The following is a 23,037-nucleotide window of genomic DNA, read 5'->3' as shown; positions in this document are numbered from 1 at the left end:
TTCAGAAAATTTGTTTGGTTAAAAATTTTCGTCCAAAAATCAGCATCGAAAGGGGTAAATGATTTTATGAACGGTCTGCTATGGATTAATCTTATCGCGTTCTTACTTGTAACCGCTTACGCTGTCAGCTTGTTTGTATACGTGGTAAAGACGAGAATCGAGTACATCAAGCTCGGCAAGAAATCAGAGTTTGATGATGATATCAAGGATCGCTGGAGAAGAATCCTTGTCCATGTATTTGGCCAGAAAAGGCTTTTGAAGGACAAGAAAAGCGGTGCGATCCACGTTATGTTTTTCTATGGATTTCTTCTTGTCCAGTTTGGGGCAATTGATTTTATCTGGAAAGGAATCAAGCCTGGCTCGCATTTGCCATTAGGCCCTTTATATCCAGGTTTCACGTTTTTTCAGGAGCTCGTTACGCTTACAATTCTTGTAGCGGTAGTATGGGCTTTTTACCGCCGTTATGTTGAAAAGCTTGTCCGTCTGAAGCGCGGCTTCAAGAACGGGCTCGTATTGCTGTTCATAGGCGGATTGATGCTTTCTGTATTGCTCGGAAACGGTATGAGCATGATCTGGCACGGCCATGAAGGAACATGGACTGAACCGGTCGCATCACTTATTGCGGCAGCATTCAGCGGAATTCCTCAGGCAGCTGCCATCACGATTTTCTATATCGCATGGTGGATTCATTTGCTGTTCTTGCTTGCGTTCCTGGTATACGTACCGCAGTCCAAGCATGCTCACTTGATCGCCGGTCCAGCCAATGTTTATTTAACAAGGGTTGATTCACCCGGAAAGATTACAAAGATCGATTTTGAAGATGAAACACAGGAAACATTCGGTGCCGGTAAAATCACTGATTTCAATTACGAGCAGATGATTGACTTCTATGCTTGTGTAGAATGCGGACGCTGTACGAATATGTGTCCAGCAACAGGCACTGGGAAAATGCTGTCGCCAATGGACTTGATCGTCAAGCTGCGTGACCATTTGACGCTTCACGGTGCCGCTGTCACTTCCAAGCAGCCTTGGGTTCCGACATTTGCTTTTTCTAACACAAAGGGCAACCAGATTGCATTGGCAGCAGCAGGTCAGGGTGCAAATGAAGCTGCAGCAGGCCTTGCTTACAGCCCAAGCATGATCGGCGACGTCATCACAGAAGAAGAAATCTGGGCATGTACAACTTGCCGAAACTGTGAAGACCAGTGTCCGGTTATGAACGAACACGTTGACAAAATCATCGACCTCCGTCGTTATCTTGTATTGACTGAAGGTAAGATGGACGCTGACGCACAGCGCGCGATGACGAATATCGAGCGCCAGGGCAACCCTTGGGGCTTGAACCGTAAGGAAAAAGAAAACTGGCGCGAGCTTCGCGATGATGTAGTCATTCCTACGGTAAAAGAAATGAAAAAGGCAGACGAAGAATTCGAATACTTATTCTGGGTTGGTGCGATGGGTTCATTTGACAACCGCAGCCAGAAGATCGCCCTTTCGTTTGCTAAGTTATTGAACGAAGCAGGAGTCAAGTTCGCGATTCTTGGAAACAAGGAGAAGAACTCCGGCGATACACCACGCCGCCTTGGTAACGAGTTCCTATTCCAGGAGCTTGCAACAAAGAATATCGAAGAATTCGAGAAAAATGAAGTGAAGAAGATCGTGACGATTGACCCTCACGCATACAATATCTTTAAGAACGAATATCCTGATTTCGGCTTTGAGGGCGAGGTTTACCACCATACTGAGCTGCTTGCACAATTAGTGAAAGAAGGAAAGCTGGTTCCGAAGCATGCAGTGAACGAAACGATCACTTTCCATGATTCCTGCTACCTTGGACGCTATAACGAAGTATATGACGCACCGCGTGATATCCTCAAGGCGATCCCAGGTGTGGATCTGAAGGAAATGGAACGTAACCGTGATACAGCAATGTGCTGTGGCGCTGGCGGCGGCTTGATGTGGATGGAAGAAGAAACAGGTCACAGAATCAATGTATCCCGTACAGAACAGGCACTTGCTGTGAATCCATCCGTCATCAGTTCCGGATGCCCATACTGCCTGACAATGCTCTCCGATGGAACAAAAGCGAAGGAAGTAGAAGAAAACGTCGATACTCTAGACGTAGCAGAACTACTTGAAAAATCCGTTTTCGGTGAAATCAAACCGCTTGTTTCTTAAGGTTTTAAGTGGTTTTCATTTATGAACGAGTTTGTTTGCATGGATGTAGCGCAATTTTGATTTTTAAAGCCAGTTGATTGGAGTGGAAGGCGCGTAGACTCCTCCGAAAATGCTAACGCATTTCCATCGTGCGTGGGCAGGTTCGAGGAAGCTAAATCAATGTCCTGCGGGAGCATGGGTCAGGGGAGACCCCGCAGGAGTGAAACGACGAGGAGGCTCCCCGAGCCACCCGCGGAAAGCGAAGCGCCTGGAACGGAAATCAACAGCCTTATTTAGAGGGAAAAATAATAATTAAAACATGAATAGTAGAAGTTGACTCACAGTAAAAATTCGATATAAGACAGAATTTTTAGCAAAGTGTTTCAATTTCTACTATTTTTAAAGTAAAATGAATAATATAATAAAGCGCTTACATTAACCTTCAGCAAGAAACCACCTTAGAACCTCACAGAATCAATTGCTTGCTTATTTTTTAGGACCAGTTTCGAGCGAGCGTTCAGTCAATCAAAAAAGACTGGACTGAAATTTATTTTTCATTTTCCAAAATTAATAGATTGAAAGGGAGAGATGACAATGGGGAAGACAGTCATTTTAGCAGGAGCTAGAACACCATTTGGCAAGCTTGGCGGAGCTTTGAGCGGATTCACGGCGAGCCAGCTTGGGGGAATCGCCGTAAAAGAAGCAATGGCACGCGCGGAAGTAAAGCCAGAAGAAATCGGTGAGGTCATTCTTGGCACAGTATTGCAGGGAGGCCAGGGACAGCTCCCTTCACGCCAGGCTGCAAGAGAAGCTGGAATCCCGTGGGAAGTAAAAACGGAAACAATCAATAAGGTTTGTGCATCAGGCATGCGCAGCTTGACGCTTGGAGATCAGATCATTCGCGCTGGAGACGAGGAAGTGATTGTTGCCGGCGGAATGGAGTCGATGAGCAACGCACCATATATTCTTCCGAAAGCACGCTGGGGCTTCAGAATGGGAGACGGCCAGGTGAAGGATTTGATGATCCATGATGGACTGACTTGCAGCTTCAAGGGAGTTCACATGGGCACTTACGGAAATGACGTTGCGAAAGAATATGAAATCAGCCGCGACGAGCAGGATGAGTGGTCATATCGCAGTCACCAGAAGGCAATTGAAGCGATAGAATCAGGCAAGCTTGCTGAGGAAATCGTTCCGGTTGAAGTGCCGCAGCGAAAGGGCGACCCAATCTTGGTCCAGCATGATGAAGCACCAAGGAAGGATACATCAGTTGAAAAGCTAGCTAAGTTAGGTCCAGTTTTCAACTCAGATGGCACGATTACTGCAGGTAATGCACCAGGAATCAATGACGGCGCGGCGGCCCTCGTGCTGATGAGCGAAGAGCGAGCACAGCGTGAAGGCAGGACACCGCAGGCAGTCATCCTTGGGCATGCAGCCATCGCAACAGAAGCGAAGGACTTCCCGAAGACACCTGGAATTGTCATCAATGAGTTATTGAAAAAGACCGGCAAGTCGCTGGAAGAAATCGATCTTTTTGAAATCAACGAAGCCTTTGCTGCAGTCGCATTGACGAGTGGACGCATTGCGAACCTTGATCCGGAAAAGGTCAATGTGAACGGCGGTGCGGTGGCCCTTGGCCATCCTATCGGAGCAAGTGGGGCACGCATCATCCTTACTTTGATGCATGAACTGAAGCGCCGCGGCGGCGGGGTCGGCATTGCGGCGATCTGCTCGGGCGGAGGCCAGGGAGACGCAGTGATGATTGAGGTACCGAAGCAATAAGAATAATTGGCGAGAGGGCAATGGAAAATTGTCCTCCGTTGAGATGATTTTTATAGGAGGAGATAGAATGAGTGTGAAAAAAATCATGGTAATTGGTGCAGGACAAATGGGTTCAGGTATTGCCCAGGTATGTGCCCAGGCAGGATACGATGTGTTTTTGAATGACCTGAAGCCAGAATTTGTTGAACGTGGTCTTTCAGGCATCAAGAAAAACCTCGGCCGTCAGGTAGACAAAGGGCGAATGACAGCTGAACAGCTTGATGTGATTGTCGGAAGAATTACTGCCTCTTCAGACCTGCAGGATGCCAAAAATGCAGACCTTATCATTGAAGCAGCGGTTGAAAATATGGACATCAAGGCAAAAATCTTTGCCCAGCTTGATGAAATTGCACCTGAACATGCAATCCTTGCTTCCAATACATCATCATTACCGATCACCGAAATCGCTGCAGCGACAAAGCGTCCGGAAAAAGTCATTGGCATGCACTTCATGAATCCGGTGCCGGTCATGAAGCTCGTCGAAATCATCCGCGGTCTGGCGACTGCAGATGAAGTTTATCAAACAATCGAAGACATCACAAAAACATTGGAAAAAGTCCCTGTTGAAGTGAACGACTTCCCTGGCTTCGTTTCTAACCGCATTTTGATGCCGATGATCAATGAAGCAATCTACACCTTGTACGAGGGAGTAGCAACCAAGGAAGCGATCGACGATGTTATGAAGTTAGGCATGAACCACCCAATGGGACCGCTGACTCTAGCAGACTTCATTGGCCTTGATACTTGCCTCTACATTATGGAAACACTTCACGAAGGCTTTGGCGATGACAAATACCGCCCTTGCCCACTATTAAGGAAATACGTAAAAGCAGGCTGGTTAGGCAAAAAATCAGGCCGCGGTTTCTACACATACGAGTAATTATTTTTCGTGAATCCGTCCTTACAAAAATTTTTGTCTGGACGTGGGGAGGGTTAAGAATGAATCTGAGATTTACAGAAGAGCAGGAAATGATGCGCAAAATGGTGCGAGATTTCGCACAAACCGAAATAGCACCATTTGTTGAAAAAATGGAAGAGGGCGAGTTCCCGAGGGAGATTTTAAAGAAGATGGGCGAGCTTGGCCTGATGGGAATACCGGTTCCCGAAAAGTATGGCGGATCGGAGATGGATTTCATCTCCTACATCATCGCGATCCATGAAATATCAAAGGTCAGCGCCACAGTTGGCGTCATCCTATCTGTCCATACTTCAGTCGGAACGAATCCGATCTTGTATTTTGGTACGGAAGAACAAAAGAAGAAATATGTTCCTAAGCTGGCTGCAGGCGAATACCTCGGCGCATTCTGTCTGACAGAACCAAGTGCCGGCTCTGATGCTGCAGGCCTGAAAACAAGGGCGGTCAAGAAAGATGGACACTATGTGTTGAACGGCTCGAAGGTGTTCATCACGAACGGCGGCGAAGCAGACGTGTATATTGTATTCGCTTCTACTAATCCCGAAGCAGGTCCAAAAGGCGTTTCCGCTTTTATCGTTGAAAAAGACACACCGGGCTTCATCGTTGGCAAGGATGAGCACAAAATGGGACTTTACGGCTCACGCACAGTCCAGCTGACATTTGAAGACATGAAGGTGCCAGAAGAAAACTTGCTTGGCCAGGAAGGCGAAGGGTTCAAAATCGCCATGAGCAATCTTGACTCCGGACGCATCGGCATCGCTGCTCAGGCTCTCGGTATTGCAGAAGCTGCATTGGAAGCGGCGACTGACTACGCAAAAGAAAGAGTCCAGTTCGGCAAGCCAATCGCTGCCCAGCAAGGCGTCGGATTCAAGCTGGCAGACATGGCAACATCCGTCGAAGCTGCAAAACTATTAATCTATCGCGCTGCTCAGTTACGCTCAGAGGGTCAAAAATGCGGAATTGAAGCCTCGATGGCAAAGCTTTTCACATCACGCACAGCAGTCGAAGTCACCACAGAAGCCATCCAGGTATTCGGCGGCTACGGCTATACAAAAGAATACCCAGTCGAACGCTACTTCCGCGACGCCAAAGTAACCGAGATTTATGAAGGAACAAGCGAGATTCAGAAGATTGTTATTAGCAAGCAGTTATAAGCCCTTTAATTATGACATGTTGAGCTGTGGAAGCCGAAAAGCTGTCAAGAAAAGCCCGGAATCATGACAGGTTTGGCTGTGAACGCAGAAAAGCTGTCAAGAAAAGCTCGTAATTATGACAGGTTGAGCTGTGGAAGCAGAAAAGTTGTCAAGAAAAGCCCGGAATCGTGACAGGTTAGGCAGTGAAATCCGAAAAGCTGTCAAGAAAAGCTCGTAATTATGACAGCTTAGGCAATGGAAGCAGAAAAGCTGTCAAGACAAGCCTGGAATCGTGACAGGTTAGGGTGTGGAAGCCGAAAAGCTGTCAAGAAAAACCCGGAATCATGACAGGTTGGGCAGAGGAAGCAGAAAAGTTGTCATGAAAAGCGCGGAATCGTGACAGGTTTGGCTGTGGAAGCCGAAAAGTTGTCAAGAAAAACCCGGAATCGTGACAAGTTTGGCATCGGAAGCCGGAAAGCTGTCAATAAAACTATCTGTTTCCAGGTTTTTAAACCAATCATCAATCTACACACAAGATGGATGTAACTTCAAACTAAATAATCCAATTAAACAGTAACGGAGGAAACAAAAATGAATTTTCGATTATCCGAAGAACATGAAATGATCCGAAAAATGGTCCGTGATTTTGCGAGGAATGAAGTGGCTCCGACAGCTGCAGAGCGTGATGAAGAGGAGCGCTTTGACCGCGAAATTTTTGACAAGATGGCTGAGCTTGGCCTGACTGGTATTCCATGGCCGGAAGAGTACGGCGGAATTGGCTCCGACTATCTTGCATACTGCATCGCGGTTGAGGAATTATCCCGTGTTTGTGCGTCCACTGGCGTAATGCTGTCAGCACACACATCACTTGCTGGCTGGCCGATCTACAAGTTCGGAAACGAAGAGCAGAAGCAAAAATACTTGCGTCCAATGGCTGAAGGAAAAAGCATCGGCGCATACGGCCTGACTGAGCCAGGAAGCGGTTCGGATGCTGGTGCGATGAGAACGACTGCCAAGGAAGATGGAGACCATTATGTATTGAACGGTTCAAAAATCTTCATAACAAACGGAGGCGTTGCAGACGTTTATGTGGTGTTCGCGTTGACAGATCCATCTAGCAAGCATAAAGGAACGACTGCGTTCATCGTTGAAAGCAATTTCCCAGGATTCTCTGTCGGAAAGAAGGAGAAAAAGCTGGGCATCCGTTCATCTCCTACAACGGAAATCATTTTTGAAGATTGCCGCGTGCCAAAGGAAAATATCCTAGGTGAAGTCGGCGATGGTTTCAAAATCGCAATGATGACGCTTGATGGTGGCCGTAATGGAATCGCGGCACAGGCTGTCGGAATCGCACAGGGTGCTCTTGATGCAGCTGTCGATTACGCGAAAGAACGTCAGCAATTTGGCAAGCCAATCGCAGCGAACCAGGGTATTGGCTTCAAACTGGCTGATATGGCTACATCTGTTGAGGCTTCAAGACTATTAACCTACCAGGCGGCATGGCTTGAGTCTGAAGGTCTTCCATACGGCAAGGAGTCGGCGATGTCGAAATTGTTTGCCGGTGACACAGCGATGAAGGTCACAACTGAAGCTGTACAGGTATTCGGCGGCTACGGATACACGAAGGATTATCCGGTTGAACGCTTCATGCGCGACGCGAAAATCACGCAAATCTATGAAGGAACACAGGAAATCCAGCGTCTTGTTATCTCCAGGATGCTGACGAAATAACAAGGCGGGTAGATGTTGATGAAAAAGCGAGAAGTGCAGGCGTCGGTAAAAGATGAGCGACTTGTGAAAAAAAGGCGCGACCAGATGATTAAAGGAGCCGTTACCCTTTTCAAGCAGAAGGGCTTCCACCGTACGACGACCAGAGAGATTGCCCGGGCTTCAGGCTTTAGCATCGGCACCCTTTATGAATATATCCGCACGAAGGAAGATGTGCTTTATCTTGTCTGTGACAGCATCTATGACGAGGTTCGCGACCGCCTTCAGGAAAATCTCGACACCAATCAGGGAACGCTTGAGAGCCTGAAGGTAGGGATTGCGAATTACTTCAAGGTCATGGATGACCTTCAGGACGAAGTGCTCGTCATGTATCAGGAGGTAAAGTCGTTAACGAAGGATGCCCTTCCTTACGTGCTGAAAAAAGAGATTGAAATGGTGGGGATGTTTGAGGATGTCATCCAGCGCTGCGTCGAAAACGGCGAGCTTGATCTGGATGAAAAACATGTAAAAATCATTGCCCATGATATTTTCGTCCAGGGACAGATGTGGGGATTCCGCCGCTGGGCGCTGCAAAAACTGTATACTCTCGAAGAGTATACAGAGCTTCAGACCGAACTGCTTTTTAAGGGGATCAAGGGGTCGGAAATGAAATTAGGAACAGGGGGAACAAAATGAGTATGCAGGAAACATATAAGCCAAAGAACCATATTCGCTTTGTGACAGCTTCAAGCTTGTTTGACGGCCATGATGCCTCAATCAATATAATGCGCAGGATTATCCAGGCAATGGGTGGCGAGGTCATCCACCTTGGACACAACCGCTCCGTTGAGGAGGTCGTCAATGCCGCGATCCAGGAGGATGCACAGGGAATTGCGATCTCTTCCTATCAGGGCGGGCACGTTGAATATTTTAAGTATATGTATGACTTGCTGAAGGAAAAAGGCGCTTCCCATATCCGCATTTATGGCGGTGGCGGCGGTGTTATCATTCCTCGGGAAATAAAAGAGCTTCATGAATACGGAATTGCGAGGATTTTTTCTCCAGAAGACGGCAGAAAATATGGCCTTAACGGCATGATCGAGCAGATGATCAAGGAATGTGATTTCCCAACCGTAACTCCAGAAGGCGTCGAGGAGATCGAAAAGCTTGAGGCTGGAGACCCGAATGCCGTTGCTAAGCTAATCACGCTTGCCGAGCAGCATGTCGGTTCGGAAAAAGAAACAGCAGCTGCTGTTGAAACACTGATGGAAAAAGTAAAGACGTTGTCAAAATCCGTTCCGGTTGTCGGTATCACTGGTACAGGGGGAGCGGGAAAAAGCTCATTGACCGATGAATTGATCAGAAGATTCATCAATGAGATTCCAGAAAAGCGGGTAGCGATTTTATCAGTCGACCCTACTAAACAGAAAACAGGCGGCGCACTTCTCGGCGACCGCATCCGCATGAACGCGATTTTCTCTCCGCGCGTTTATATGCGCAGCCTTGCGACAAGACAATCCAGGTCAGAATTATCGCTGGCAATTAAAGATGCGATCGATGTTGTAAAAGCTGCAGGCTTTGATTTGGTCATCGTCGAAACAAGCGGGATTGGACAGGGCAATGCAGGAATCACCGACGTGTGCGATGTTTCGATGTATGTGATGACGAGCGAATTCGGAGCGCCGTCACAGCTTGAAAAAATCGACATGATTGATTATGCAGACCTGATCGTCATCAATAAATTCGAACGCAAAGGCTCTGAGGATGCAAAGCGCCAGGTGCAAAAGCAGTATCAGCGCAGCCATCTGTTCTGGGACAAAGAATTGGACGAAATGCCTGTCTACGGCACGATCGCCAGCCAGTTCAATGACCCGGGCACAAACGCGTTATTTGCGGCATTGGTCAATAAGATCAATGAAAAAGCAGGGACGGATTGGACGACATCTTTCTCTACTAATGCAGTAGTTGAAAAACAGAATGTCATCATCCCGAATGACCGCCGCTATTACCTGCGTGAGATCTCCGAAACAGTCCGCGGCTACCATAAGCTTGCTGCGGAGCAGGCAGACCTCGCGCGCAGATTGTTCCAGTTGGAAGGAACAATCGAGGTGGTTAAAGAACGTGAAACAAACAGCGAAGTGCTATCTTCTCTTCAGGTGCTGAAGGAAGAAGTAGAGAAGAAGCTGACGCCAGAATCGAAACATATCATCGAAAACTGGGAAGCCTTGAAGAAAAAGTACAGTGCTGACCAGTTCGTGACGAAAATCCGCGATAAGGAAATTGTCACTGAGCTAAGAACGAAGAGTCTTTCAGGTTTGAGCATCCCTAAAGTGGCATTGCCAAAGTACAAGGATTACGGCGAGATTTTGCGCTGGGTATACCTTGAGAACGTACCAGGAAGTTTCCCGTATACAGCGGGCGTTTTCCCGTTCAAGCGCGAAGGTGAGGATCCAAAGCGCCAGTTTGCTGGTGAAGGGACACCGGAACGAACGAATCGCCGCTTCCATTACTTGTCCAAAGACGACACTGCTAAGCGTTTGAGCACGGCTTTTGACTCCGTTACATTATACGGTGAGGATCCTGATTACCGTCCAGATATTTACGGTAAGGTCGGCGAGAGCGGCGTCAGCGTTTGTTCGCTTGATGACATGAAAAAGCTGTATGCAGGCTTTGACCTTTGCCATCCATCAACATCTGTGTCGATGACAATCAACGGACCGGCACCAATCATCCTGGCAATGTTCATGAACACGGCAGTTGAACAGCAGGTAGAAAAGAAAGAACAAGAGCTTGGCCGCAAACTGAATGAAGAAGAATTTGCACAAGTGAAGGAAATGACACTACAGACAGTACGCGGAACTGTCCAGGCAGATATCTTAAAAGAAGACCAGGGACAGAATACTTGTATCTTCTCTACTGAATTCGCGCTAAGAATGATGGGCGATATCCAGCAATATTTTATCGACGAGAAGGTTCGAAACTATTATTCTGTTTCGATTTCCGGCTATCATATTGCCGAGGCAGGAGCGAACCCGATTTCCCAGCTGGCCTTCACGCTTTCAAATGGCTTCACGTATGTTGAATACTATTTGAGCAGAGGCATGAACATCGATGATTTTGCGCCAAACCTGAGCTTCTTCTTCTCAAACGGCCTCGATCCTGAGTATTCCGTGATCGGTCGTGTTGCCCGCCGTATCTGGGCGACTGTCATGAAGAACAAGTACGGCGCAAATGAGCGAAGCCAGAAGCTGAAGTATCATATCCAGACATCTGGACGTTCACTGCACGCACAGGAAATCGACTTCAACGACATCCGTACGACGCTTCAGGCTTTGATGGCATTGCACGATAACTGCAACTCGCTTCATACAAATGCTTATGACGAAGCGATCACAACGCCGACGGAAGAATCTGTTCGCCGCGCAATGGCCATCCAGATGATCATCACGAAGGAGCATGGATTGACGAAAAACGAAAATCCGCTCCAGGGCGCCTTCATCATTGAAGAATTGACTGATCTGGTAGAGGAAGCAGTCCTTCAGGAATTTGAACGGATCAATGACCGCGGCGGCGTGCTTGGTGCAATGGAAACACAGTACCAGCGCGGGAAAATCCAGGATGAGTCGATGTACTACGAGATGAAGAAGCATTCAGGAGAGCTGCCGATCATCGGTGTGAACACATACCTGAATCCAAATCCTCCATCCGAGGAAGAAATCGACAAGATGGAGCTTGCACGTGCGACGAAAGAAGAAAAAGAAACCCAAATCCGTAACCTTGAATCCTTCAAAGGCAAAAACAAGGATCAATCCGAAGCAGCACTCGACCGACTGAAAGAGGCAGCAGTCAGCGGCGGCAACATCTTCGCTGAATTGATGGAGACGGTTAAATACGCAAGCCTCGGACAAATCACAAGGGCACTATATGAAGTTGGCGGCCAGTTCCGCAGGAATATGTAAAGAAAAAAGCTAATGGTCAAAAATTGGCTATAGTGGAAACAGCAACTTTAGATTAAGACTGCTTCAAAAAGATTATGGTTTGAAAAGGAATTATTGATAAATAAGTTGATTGGAACGGAAGGGTGCGAGACTCCTGCGGGAGCAGCGTGAAGGTGAGACCCCGCAGGCGCTATAGCGCTGAGGAGGCTCACCGCACGCCCCGCGGAAAGCGAAGCGTCCTGGAGTGGAAATCAACTTATTAAACTTAACAAAAAAGAAAGCAGTATTGTTTAAAAACAAAAGCGATGGTGTATAAAGGTAGGACGTGGCATTAGAGCTTTTTGCAAAGGATCTAGATTGGGCAAGGTGGCTTGTAGGAAAACTATAAGCCATCTTGCATTTTGTTATGCTCTTTTCGTAAACTAGCATTAGCCTATTAATAATCATTAATAGCTCCAGCTTCTATGAAGCGAGCACGAATATAAGATAACATTTGGTTCAAAAAACAACTTTTAAAGAATTTTTCATATCTTTTACCAAATAATCTTATATAATCTAGATATCAGCTAATACATACGACCTACTTCAGGATGTGAAATTTGTGAGATCGGTGTTATTAACGGCAGGGGCTGTTATGGCAGCTGCAGCCATGTATTATCTTTACCAGCGTCAGCTTGGGGCAATATCTTTTTTCATTCTTTCGATTGTTTTCTTTTTCCTGGCTTTTTCCCAGCTTAAAAAGAGAAAAAGGACTGGCAGCAGGAAAGCGGATAATGAAAGTGAAAAAAGGTGAGAAAAGCACAGATAAAACTGGCATAAAGGTTTAGAATTTGTTTATAATGTAGAATATGCATTCTGGGATATTTTCCTTGTTTTCGGACGCAAGGCCGGGTAAGGCCTGGAATAGAGAAAGGAAGTGCGAAAATTGAGTTTAAAACATTACTCAAAAGAAGAGCTTCAAGAAATGTCACTGATTGAAGTTGCCTATGAAATTTTAAAAGAAAAGAAGCAAGCGATCACGTTCCAAGAGCTGATGGCTGAAATCAAGAAGACTCTTAAATTGGACGAGGCTGTAGTAACCGAAAAAATGGTTCAATTCTATACAGATATAAACATAGATGGACGTTTCATGTCCCAGAGTGAAAGCCGCTGGGGACTGCGCGTTTGGTATCCTGTTGACCAAATCGAAGAAGATAATGTGACGACAGTCAAGCCTAAGAAGAAGAAAGGCAAGAAGGCTGTCGATGAGGATGACCTCGATCTTGACGGATTCGATGAAATCGATGAGGAAGATCTTGACTTCGATGATGACATCGATGAATTTGATGAAGATGATGACGATGATGCTCTCGACGATGACGATGATGATGATGATGAAGACTTCGATGAGGATCTTGAAGACACTGATGACTTCGAGGACGAAGAAGAGTTATTAGAAGACGAAGAAGAAGATCTTCCACTTGAAGACGAAGATGCTGACGAGGACGAAGAACTGTAATTAACAGCTTGACTTTTACCAGGGCCGGCTGTAGAATACTTTTTGGGCTCCTTAAAAAAGGACGATTATGTAAAACAGCTACAAAACGCTCCCCATACTATGTATGCGGGGCGTTTTTTTTATTTTGTGCAGATTGTTGAAAACCCCCGGTTAAATTGGCTTGCGGGCCGAATGAAAAGGTTGAAAAATTTATTAATAAATCAATTAAACAGGTACATATTGTACAAACTGTTTGATGAGGGGGATTACACAAATGGCAAAGTATATTTTTGTAACAGGCGGCGTAGTTTCGTCATTAGGTAAGGGGATTACGGCAGCATCTCTTGGAAGATTGCTGAAGAACAGGGGTATGAACGTAACAATCCAGAAATTCGATCCATACATCAACGTGGACCCTGGGACAATGAGCCCTTACCAGCATGGTGAAGTATTCGTTACTGACGATGGTGCTGAAACGGATCTGGACCTTGGCCACTACGAGCGTTTCATCGATATTAACCTTAACAAGTACTCAAACGTGACGACAGGAAAAATCTACTCGACTGTCTTGAAAAAAGAACGCCGCGGTGACTACTTGGGCGGAACTGTGCAGGTTATCCCGCATATCACGAATGAAATCAAAGACCGCGTTTTCCGTGCTGGAAAAGAAACAGGCGCAGACGTTGTCATCACAGAAATCGGCGGTACAGTAGGGGACATCGAATCATTGCCTTTCCTTGAAGCAATCCGCCAGATCAAGAACGATGTTGGCCGTGACAATGTCATGTATATCCACTGTACGTTAGTTCCTTATATCAAGGCGGCTGGTGAAATGAAGACGAAGCCAACTCAGCACAGCGTAAAAGAACTTCGCAGTCTTGGTATCCAGCCAAACATCATCGTTCTTCGTACCGAAATGCCGATTTCACAGGACATGAAAGACAAGATTGCTCTTTTCTGTGACATCGATAAGGATGCGGTAATTGAAGCGGCAGATGCGGATACTTTATATTCTATCCCTCTTGCCTTGCAGGATCAGAAGATGGACCAGCTTGTATGCGACCACTTCAAGCTTGATTGTGGCGAAGCGGACATGACTGAGTGGAATGCGCTAGTTGAGAAAGTAACGCATCTTTCAGGTAAAACGAGAATTGCCCTTGTTGGTAAATATGTTGAACTTCAAGACGCTTACATTTCAGTAGTTGAATCATTGAAGCATGCTGGATACGCATTTGACAGTGATATCGAAATCAAGTGGGTCAACTCTGAGGAAGTAACAGCAGAAAACGTCGTTGAGTTGCTGAATGACGCTGACGGAATCCTTGTTCCTGGAGGCTTTGGCGACCGTGGTATCGAAGGGAAGATCCTTGCGACCAAATACGCTCGTGAGAACAAAGTGCCGTTCTTTGGTATTTGCCTAGGCATGCAGCTTGCATCTGTTGAATTTGCACGCCACGTCCTTGGCTTGAAAGACGCTCACTCTGCGGAAATCATGCCAAGCACGCCATACCCGATCATCGACCTTCTTCCAGAACAGAAGGATATCGAAGATCTAGGCGGAACTCTACGTCTTGGACTGTATCCATGTAAGCTTGGTGAAGATACAAAAGCCTTCGCTGCTTACAACGACGATTTGATCTATGAGCGCCACCGTCATCGTTACGAGTTTAACAATGAATACCGCCAGGCGATGGAAAAAGAAGGATTCATCTTCTCTGGGACAAGCCCGGATGGCCGTTTGGTGGAAATCATCGAGCTTAAAGATCACCCATGGTTCCTTGCATCTCAGTTCCACCCGGAATTCACATCAAGACCAACACGCCCGCAGCCATTATTCAGGGACTTTATTGAAGCATCAATCAAGTCAAGTAAGTAATAGGCGGGAAAATAGCAAAAAGCCGGTGAAAAATCATCGGCTTTTTTGCGTTTATATAAATTTTAATAGAGCCAGTGGGTCAAAACCCTCAGTTAATACTCCTCTAAAATTTCCTCAATCGTGAATTTCAAGCCGAAGTAAATGTATAATGCGACGATGGAAGTAGGATAGCCGACTCTGTTGCCCATTTCATCAGGCAGAAGTCCTTTTTTCAATCTTAAATCGATGTGTACGTCAGCCAGAGTATTCAGGCCTGCGGCTTCATTTTCACCGCGAACCGTAGAGATAGCCACGAATGGAATCCCTTTTTCCTGCAAATCGCGCGCTGCTCCGACAGCCTCTTCGTCATCTGCAAAACGGCTTACAACCAAAACTCGGTCAGCAGCCTCAAGCTCGACATCCTCTGTGAAAATCGCCGCAGATTGCAATGGTTCCTCACCATAAACCGCTTCAAGGGCTACAGCCTGCATCTCCTTCGTACCGAAAATATAAACAGTTCCCTCGCCAGCTGAAGCCTGTGCAAGCAACCGCGCTCCGTCCTCGATCGAAAATTCTTCTTTTTCCTGAAGTCTGTTGAACAAACCTGTCAGCTGTGTCGAAAACATTTTTAACATAACAGCACCTCCGTTTTTGCCAATACTGATTATAAAGTACTACAATGGAAATGAAAAAGCATATGTCGAAAAATAAGTTTGAAAATATGGGAGGAATTTCAAGCTTTTTAACGAATTGTGTAAATGGGGATAAGACGAAACCATTTCCTGGATAAGCATATTTAACAATATACTACATTTATTAGGGGGAAGAGGCGGCATGAAAGAAAAAATACTAATTGTAGACGACCAGTTTGGCATCAGAATTCTACTTAATGAAGTGCTGCAAAAAGAAGGTTATCAAACGTATCAAGCTGCAAATGGCGTCCAGGCCCTGGATATCGTTAAAAAGCATCCACCAGATCTAGTTCTTTTGGACATGAAGATCCCTGGTATGGATGGAATTGAAATTTTAAAAAGAATGAAAGTAATCGATCCTGATATCCGCGTCATCATCATGACCGCTTACGGCGAGCTTGATATGATTCAGGAAGCCATGGATCTGGGTGCGCTGACCCACTTCGCAAAACCATTTGATATTGATGACATCCGCGCAGCAGTTAAAAAATATTCGCAAACCGTTTCTTAATTAAAGGCTCTTTTCTCAAACATTGTTGCTATTGAATACAAAATTGGATTGATTACCTATAGTCCTTCGTAAAGTTGACACTTTATATGAGAAAAGAGCATGCAAACTTCATACCGACCTGCAAAATGGGTATATATTACGTTAAAATCGGCTTTAAGATTTTAATAACAATCGGTACGAAAACAGCCTAATTAAAAAAGCTTACATAGAAATGTCCTCTCGAATTTTCGGAGGGCATTTCCTTTTAAAAAGTGGGTAAAAACGGAGTTTACAGACTAGTGAGATTATTGGTAACGCTTGCTTTATAGCATTTTTATGACACTTTCAAAAACAAGGCTTGAACAATGGTAATTCTGATTTTCTTTTGGTATGATACTTATGAATTCCACAGGATCATTCGTTTTGATGAATGCCATCTCGGGTACATAATCAAAAGCAGAGAAGGAAAACCTTTAAAATGGTAGCATTGTCAAAATGAAAATTGATCATAACGAAGGAGGAAAAAATATGCCTTTAGTTTCAATGACTGAAATGCTGAAAAAAGCGAATGCGGAAGGCTACGCTGTTGGGCAATTTAACTTAAATAACCTTGAATTTACTCAAGCGATCCTTCAGGCTGCAGAAGCTGAAAAATCGCCAGTTATCCTTGGTGTTTCCGAAGGCGCTGCACGCTACATGGGCGGCTTCAAAACAGTAGTAAAAATGGTAGAGGGATTGATGGAGGACTACAAAACAACAGTTCCTGTCGCAATTCACTTAGACCATGGTTCAAGCTTCGATAAGTGTAAAGAAGCAATCGATGCAGGTTTCACATCTGTTATGATTGATGCTTCACACGGTCCTTTCGAAGAGAACGTTGAAATCACTTCAAAAGTGGTAGAATACGCTCATTCAAAAGGTGTTTCTGTTGAAGCTGAATTGGGAGTAGTTGGCGGACAGGAAGATGACGTTGTTGCTGATGGCGTTATCTATGCTGACCCTAAAGAGTGTGAAGAACTTGTTCAGCGCACTGGCATCGACTGCCTGGCTCCTGCACTTGGTTCTGTACACGGCCCTTACAAAGGCGAACCAAACCTTGGTTTCAAGGAAATGGAAGAAATCAACAAGACTGCTGGCGTACCATTAGTATTGCACGGCGGAACTGGAATCCCAACAAAAGATATCCAGAAATCCATCTCGTTTGGAACTGCTAAAATCAACGTTAACACTGAAAATCAAATCGCTTCTGCTAAAGCAGTTCGTGAAACTCTTGCTGCAAAGCCTGAAGAATATGATCCACGTAAATACCTAGGACCAGCTCGCGACGCGATTAAGGAAACTGTAATCGGCAAAATGCGCGAATTTGGTTCTTCTAATAAAGCGTAATAGCATTAAAATTTTGTTATAATTAAAACCGCCTTACAATAAGGCGGTTTTTGTCCATTTATATCAGACTGAAAATTTTGTCGACTGGAGGCGTTTACAAATGAAGTTTTTTATCGATACTGCCAATATGGAAGAAATTCGCGAGGCATACACTCTTGGGATTTTATCCGGTGTCACAACAAACCCATCGCTTGTAGCAAAAGAGAAGAATGTAAAGTTTGAAGATCGCTTGAAGGAAATCACTGAATTAGTTCCTGGTTCTGTCAGCGCGGAAGTCATCGCACTAGATGCAGAAGGCATGATCAAAGAAGGGAAAGAGCTTGCTGCAATCGCTCCAAACATCACGATCAAAGTTCCGATGACCCCAGAAGGATTGAAGGCCGTTTCAGTATTCTCAAAAGAGGGAATCAAGACGAATGTAACATTGGTCTTCAGCGCAAACCAGGCTTTACTTGCAGCCAGAGCAGGAGCTACATACGTTTCCCCATTCCTGGGCCGCTTGGATGACATCGGCCATAACGGACTCGACCTGATTTCAACGATTGCCGAAATCTTCACAATCCACGGAATCGACACAGAAATCATCGCCGCGTCCATACGCCATCCACAGCACGTAACAGACGCAGCACTAAGAGGAGCACACATCGCAACCGTACCATACAAAGTCATCCAGCAAATGTTCAACCACCCACTAACAGACAAAGGAATCGAAGCATTCCTAAAAGACTGGGAATCACGCGGACAGTAGTTTTTCCTTTTTTTTAAAATGGGAAAAGCAAAATAATGAATTAAGTCCAGTTGATTGGAGTGGAAGGCGCGCAGACTCCTGCGGGATGTACAGGTCAGGGGAGACCCCACAGGTGCGTCAGCACCGAGGAGGCTCCCCGAGCTGCCCGCGGAAAGCGAAGCGCCTGGAACGGAAATCAACGACTGATTTCGAAAAGTCATTTATTTTAAATTATGGCTTTAAAATTTCAGATGCTCCGTGGAAATCGGATCACCTAACTGGTTTACACAGAGATGGTCTCGGAAAACTGAGACCATCTCCATTAGGAAGTTTTACCCAATTTAAACTTTTTTGCATTTTATTACTTAAAATTGGGAATATCGTGTAAACTAAAGGAATAGAAAACTCCCGGAATCTGAGTATTTTTAATGGAAAAATGTTCCTTATCGATTTCGGTAATTTAAATCTAAGTAGAGCCTATATCGGTCTTAGCTGTAATTGTTTGCAACTCCAGCTTGACCTTAATACATCACGGCTTAGAAGGGAGTCAAAAATGGAAAAGCTTAAGATTGCAGGCGGCTATCCTTTAAAAGGGACTGTTCGGGTCAGCGGTGCGAAAAACAGCGCAGTGGCCTTGATCCCAGCAACGATTTTAGCTGAATCGCCTGTGACCATTGAAGGTTTGCCGGATATTTCCGACGTTCATATGCTCAAGGACTTAATGGAGGAGATCGGCGGTTCTGTTGAATTCTCGAACAATGAAATGACGGTAGATCCGTCTTCCATGATTTCCATGCCTTTGCCGAATGGAAAAGTGAAAAAGCTGCGAGCTTCATACTATTTAATGGGAGCAATGCTGGGCCGTTTCAAAAAGGCTGTCATCGGACTGCCGGGCGGCTGCCATTTGGGCCCAAGGCCGATCGACCAGCATATAAAAGGATTCGAAGCGCTTGGCGCAAGCGTGACCAACGAACAAGGCGCGATTTACCTGCGAGCCGATGAGCTTCGCGGGGCCAGGATTTATCTTGACGTCGTAAGCGTTGGAGCAACAATCAACATCATGCTTGCCGCTGTCCGTGCAAAAGGGCGCACAATCATAGAAAATGCGGCAAAAGAGCCGGAAATCATTGATGTAGCGACCTTGCTCACAAATATGGGAGCGAAAATCAAAGGCGCAGGTACAGATGTTATCCGTATCGATGGCGTCGACGAGCTTCACGGCTGCCGTCACACGATCATCCCTGACCGCATCGAAGCAGGGACGTACCTGATTCTTGGTGCTGCCATTGGTGAAGGTGTAACAATTGATAACGTCATTCCTCAGCATATTGAGTCACTTGTGGCCAAGCTGAAGGAAATGGGTGCCCATATTGAAGCAAGTGACGAGCAAATTTATGTTGCACCAACTGAGCGATATAAAGCAATCGATATTAAGACGCTTGTTTACCCTGGTTTTCCAACCGATCTGCAGCAGCCATTCACAGCGCTGCTGACAAGGGCAGAGGGATCCAGTGTCGTGACAGATACGATTTATGGCGCCCGCTTCAAGCATATCGACGAGCTTAGAAGAATGAATGCCAATATTAAAGTCGAAGGCAGATCGGCAATCATCAGCGGTCCTGTCAAGCTGCAGGGAGCTAAAGTAAAGGCTAGTGACCTACGCGCCGGAGCTGCACTTGTCATTGCTGGACTGATGGCGGAAGGTGTCACCGAAATTACTGGTGTCGACCATATCGACCGGGGCTACAGCCATATTGTTGAAAAGCTAAATGGACTAGGTGCCACAATTTGGCGTGAAGATATGACATCTGAAGAGCAAGAAGAAGTGAAAAAATCATAAAAAGTATAGTACAATAGAGCTGTACAATACAAATAGTGGTGCTAATGCTTATCGAAATCGTAAAATAGTATAACTCATTTAACTATCGAGCCGCCAAACTATGGCAGCATCGAAGTCTCGCTTCCTAAGCAGTTCCGGATACATAAATCGGCTAACGAGGAGAAGGCTGATTTATGCAAAGGACTGAATAGGAAGGGATTGAGAATATAACTTTTCGGTAGACATTAGCCCCTTTCATGATTAGGGGATGATCATATGGAACGTAGCTTAACGATGGAGCTTGTTCGCGTGACAGAAGCGGCTGCACTTGCTTCAGCTCGCTGGATGGGACGCGGTAAAAAAGACGAAGCTGACGATGCTGCAACGTCGGCAATGAGAGATGTGTTTGACACCATCCCGATGAAAGGTACAGTCGTTATCGGTGAAGGGGAAATGGACGAAGCGCCGATGCTGTATATCGGTGAAAAGCTTGGGACAGGCTATGGACCGCGTTTGGATGTCGCTGTCGATCCTTTGGAAGGAACGAACATTGTCGCATCTGGCGGCTGGAATGCCCTTGCAGTCCTTGCTGTGGCAGATAACGGTAACCTGCTTCACGCACCGGACATGTACATGGATAAACTTGCGGTAGGTCCTGAAGCTGTAGGAATGGTCGATATCAATGCTTCCGTTCTTGATAATCTGAAGGCTGTAGCAAAAGCGAAGAACAAGGATATTGAAGATGTAGTGGCTACGGTATTGAACCGTCCTCGCCATGAACATATCATTGCCCAGCTTCGTGAAGCAGGTGCAAGGATCAAATTGATCAATGACGGCGATGTAGCCGGCGCAATCAACACGGCATTTGATACTACCGGCGTGGATATCCTGTTTGGTTCAGGCGGAGCACCTGAGGGTGTCATCGCAGCGGTAGCTCTGAAAAGCCTCGGCGGCGAAATCCAGGGTAGATTGCTTCCTCAAAATGACGCAGAACTCGAGCGCTGCAAAAAAATGGGCATCGATGTCAATAAAGTCCTTCTTATGGAAGATTTCGTCCGCGGCGACGATGCAATTTTCGCTGCAACAGGCGTAACCGATGGCGAGCTGCTTAAAGGAGTCCAGTTCAAAGGCTCTTACGGCTCAACCCATTCAGTCGTCATGCGTGCAAAATCAGGCACAGTCCGCTTCATTGAAGGACAGCACAGCCTGAAGAAAAAGCCGCATCTGGTAATGAAATAATCATATTTTTTATAAAAATGACTGCGAACCCTTACAAACAAGCTCCCTTCACCGCATTCTGTAGGTAAAGGGAGCTAATAAATAAAATGATTGATTATTTTTCCTATTTAAGGGTAAAATGAAAATTGTTTTAATAATCTTGTTGATTTAGATCAGACACAAATCAGTTGTATACCTTCATTAATTCCTTCTTACAACCTTCAAAGGAAACTCATTTCTTCTTTTTCCATCCATACGCTGATATTCTTAATACATTTTTTATGGGGGAAATCGAAATATTTTAAGGCGTGGTGACATTATGGAAGTAAATATTTCAAGCTTAGAAAATATGAAATTAAAAGAGCTTTATGAACTGGCAAAGGAATATAAAGTCTCTTACTACAGCAAATTATCGAAAAAAGAACTTATTTTTGCCATTCTTAAAGCTCGTGCGGAACAACAGGGTTATTTTTTCATGGAAGGTGTCCTGGAAATCATCCAGTCTGAAGGCTTTGGTTTCCTGCGCCCAATCAATTACTCGCCAAGCTCTGAGGATATCTATATCTCGGCTTCGCAGATCCGCCGTTTCGATTTAAGGAATGGGGATAAAGTATCGGGTAAGGTCCGTCCTCCTAAAGAAAACGAACGTTACTTCGGTTTGCTCCAGGTAGAGGCCGTCAATGGTGATGACCCTGAATCGGCGAAGGAAAGGGTTCACTTCCCGGGATTGACTCCGTTATATCCTGACCGCATGATGAAACTGGAGACAACCCATAAACATGTATCAACAAGGATCATGGATGTTATCGCTCCTGTCGGCTTCGGTCAGCGTGGCTTGATTGTCGCACCGCCAAAGGCTGGTAAGACCATGCTACTAAAAGAAATCGCCAACAGCATCACAACGAATCATCCTGAAGCAGAACTGATTGTGCTGCTGATCGATGAACGTCCCGAAGAGGTAACAGATATCGAACGTTCCGTTGCCGGAGATGTTGTCAGCTCAACATTTGATGAAGTGCCTGAAAACCACATCAAGGTTGCTGAGCTTGTGCTTGAGCGCGCGATGCGCCTTGTTGAGCACAAGCGTGATGTCATCATCCTGATGGACAGCATTACTCGTCTTGCTCGTGCCTATAACCTTGTCATCCCGCCAAGCGGACGTACATTGTCTGGTGGTATTGACCCTGCGGCATTCCACCGTCCGAAGCGCTTTTTCGGTGCTGCCCGTAATATCGAAGAAGGCGGAAGCTTGACGATTCTTGCGACTGCGCTTGTTGATACAGGCTCACGTATGGATGATGTCATCTATGAAGAGTTCAAGGGAACTGGAAACATGGAACTTCACCTTGACCGTTCACTTGCAGAAAGAAGAATCTTCCCTGCGATTGACATTCGCAGATCCGGAACGCGTAAAGAAGAACTTCTTATTCCGAAAGACCACCTGGACAAGCTGTGGGCAATCCGCAAATCAATGTCAGATTCACCGGATTTCGCGGAAAAATTCCTGCGCAAGCTAAGACTGTCCAAGTCAAATGAAGACTTCTTCTCTGTTCTTGGCGAGGAAATGAAGAGCAATCACAAGCGTTCTTAATTCCAAATTATGGTCGTAAAAACTAACTTGAAATATACAGATGGACTTGTTATAATGAGTGCAGTGTGTTTTTCCAATAACGGTATAACCGTTGATTATAACTCTGTTTC

17 protein-coding genes are annotated in these 23,037 nt (G+C 45.7%); 16 read left to right on the top strand and 1 reads right to left on the bottom strand.

All coding sequences use genetic code 11. The annotated features are described in order from the left end of the window. The first annotated feature begins 66 nt into the window (after positions 1–66). From AC0VX7_RS23055 to AC0VX7_RS23010, 10 genes are all read left to right on the top strand, one after another. On the top strand, positions 67–2,178 hold the full coding sequence (locus tag AC0VX7_RS23055) for a heterodisulfide reductase-related iron-sulfur binding cluster (protein ID WP_215032243.1): 2,112 nt from the start codon (positions 67–69) through the stop codon (positions 2,176–2,178). Between the two features lie 573 nt (positions 2,179–2,751). Then, on the top strand, positions 2,752–3,939 hold the full coding sequence (locus tag AC0VX7_RS23050) for an acetyl-CoA C-acetyltransferase (RefSeq protein WP_475426090.1): 1,188 nt from the start codon (positions 2,752–2,754) through the stop codon (positions 3,937–3,939). Positions 3,940–4,006: 67 nt separating this feature from the next. After that, the gene (locus AC0VX7_RS23045) at positions 4,007–4,858 is read left to right on the top strand and encodes a 3-hydroxybutyryl-CoA dehydrogenase (protein WP_475426089.1); all 852 of its coding nucleotides are present in this window, start codon (positions 4,007–4,009) and stop codon (positions 4,856–4,858) included. 59 nt (positions 4,859–4,917) lie between these two features. Beyond that, complete coding sequence (locus AC0VX7_RS23040) at positions 4,918–6,048, top strand: acyl-CoA dehydrogenase (protein WP_475426088.1); 1,131 nt, start codon at positions 4,918–4,920, stop codon at positions 6,046–6,048. Positions 6,049–6,618: 570 nt separating this feature from the next. Continuing rightward, a complete protein-coding gene (locus AC0VX7_RS23035; protein WP_475426087.1) occupies positions 6,619–7,758 on the top strand; it encodes an acyl-CoA dehydrogenase in 1,140 nt (379 codons plus the stop codon). Positions 7,759–7,776: 18 nt separating this feature from the next. Next, positions 7,777–8,430: a TetR/AcrR family transcriptional regulator gene (locus AC0VX7_RS23030; protein ID WP_041964675.1), complete on the top strand. Its 654-nt coding sequence runs from the start codon at positions 7,777–7,779 to the stop codon at positions 8,428–8,430. A gap of 2 nt (positions 8,431–8,432) precedes the next feature. Continuing rightward, a complete protein-coding gene (gene icmF, locus AC0VX7_RS23025) occupies positions 8,433–11,693 on the top strand; it encodes a fused isobutyryl-CoA mutase/GTPase IcmF (RefSeq protein ID WP_475428231.1) in 3,261 nt (1,086 codons plus the stop codon). A gap of 580 nt (positions 11,694–12,273) precedes the next feature. Next, the gene (locus tag AC0VX7_RS23020; protein WP_475426086.1) at positions 12,274–12,465 is read left to right on the top strand and encodes a hypothetical protein; all 192 of its coding nucleotides are present in this window, start codon (positions 12,274–12,276) and stop codon (positions 12,463–12,465) included. A 132-nt stretch (positions 12,466–12,597) separates the two neighbouring features. After that, the gene (gene rpoE, locus AC0VX7_RS23015) at positions 12,598–13,170 is read left to right on the top strand and encodes a DNA-directed RNA polymerase subunit delta (protein WP_475426085.1); all 573 of its coding nucleotides are present in this window, start codon (positions 12,598–12,600) and stop codon (positions 13,168–13,170) included. 253 nt (positions 13,171–13,423) lie between these two features. Continuing rightward, positions 13,424–15,025, top strand: a complete 1,602-nt coding sequence (locus AC0VX7_RS23010; RefSeq protein ID WP_475426084.1) for a CTP synthase — start codon at positions 13,424–13,426, stop codon at positions 15,023–15,025. Positions 15,026–15,117: 92 nt separating this feature from the next. Here the strand turns inward: AC0VX7_RS23010 and AC0VX7_RS23005 are convergent, their stop codons facing one another. Then, positions 15,118–15,639 (bottom strand): DUF2529 domain-containing protein, encoded by a 522-nt coding sequence (locus AC0VX7_RS23005; RefSeq protein ID WP_475426083.1) that lies wholly within the window; start codon positions 15,637–15,639, stop codon positions 15,118–15,120. Between the two features lie 199 nt (positions 15,640–15,838). Between AC0VX7_RS23005 and AC0VX7_RS23000 the strand changes: the two genes are divergently transcribed. The 6 genes from AC0VX7_RS23000 (at position 15,839) to rho (ending at position 22,927) form a co-directional block, all read left to right on the top strand. Next, the gene (locus AC0VX7_RS23000) at positions 15,839–16,207 is read left to right on the top strand and encodes a response regulator (protein WP_041964634.1); all 369 of its coding nucleotides are present in this window, start codon (positions 15,839–15,841) and stop codon (positions 16,205–16,207) included. Positions 16,208–16,714: 507 nt separating this feature from the next. Then, positions 16,715–17,572: a class II fructose-bisphosphate aldolase gene (locus tag AC0VX7_RS22995; RefSeq protein WP_214904471.1), complete on the top strand. Its 858-nt coding sequence runs from the start codon at positions 16,715–16,717 to the stop codon at positions 17,570–17,572. Between the two features lie 100 nt (positions 17,573–17,672). After that, on the top strand, positions 17,673–18,320 hold the full coding sequence (gene fsa, locus AC0VX7_RS22990; RefSeq protein WP_144479177.1) for a fructose-6-phosphate aldolase: 648 nt from the start codon (positions 17,673–17,675) through the stop codon (positions 18,318–18,320). Positions 18,321–18,852: 532 nt separating this feature from the next. Next, the gene (locus tag AC0VX7_RS22985; protein WP_041964631.1) at positions 18,853–20,139 is read left to right on the top strand and encodes a UDP-N-acetylglucosamine 1-carboxyvinyltransferase; all 1,287 of its coding nucleotides are present in this window, start codon (positions 18,853–18,855) and stop codon (positions 20,137–20,139) included. A gap of 255 nt (positions 20,140–20,394) precedes the next feature. Beyond that, positions 20,395–21,357 carry a class II fructose-bisphosphatase gene (glpX, locus tag AC0VX7_RS22980; RefSeq protein ID WP_041964630.1) on the top strand — a complete coding sequence of 321 codons (963 nt, stop codon included), beginning with the start codon at positions 20,395–20,397 and terminating at the stop codon, positions 21,355–21,357. A gap of 298 nt (positions 21,358–21,655) precedes the next feature. Next, a complete protein-coding gene (gene rho / locus AC0VX7_RS22975; RefSeq protein ID WP_475426082.1) occupies positions 21,656–22,927 on the top strand; it encodes a transcription termination factor Rho in 1,272 nt (423 codons plus the stop codon). Positions 22,928–23,037 lie beyond the last annotated feature (110 nt).

It is taken from the genome of Mesobacillus sp. QJM3NY_10 (genome assembly GCF_056173465.1).
The sequence above is the reverse complement of the archived record's forward strand: the minus strand, read 5'-3'. Positions and strand labels throughout refer to the sequence as shown.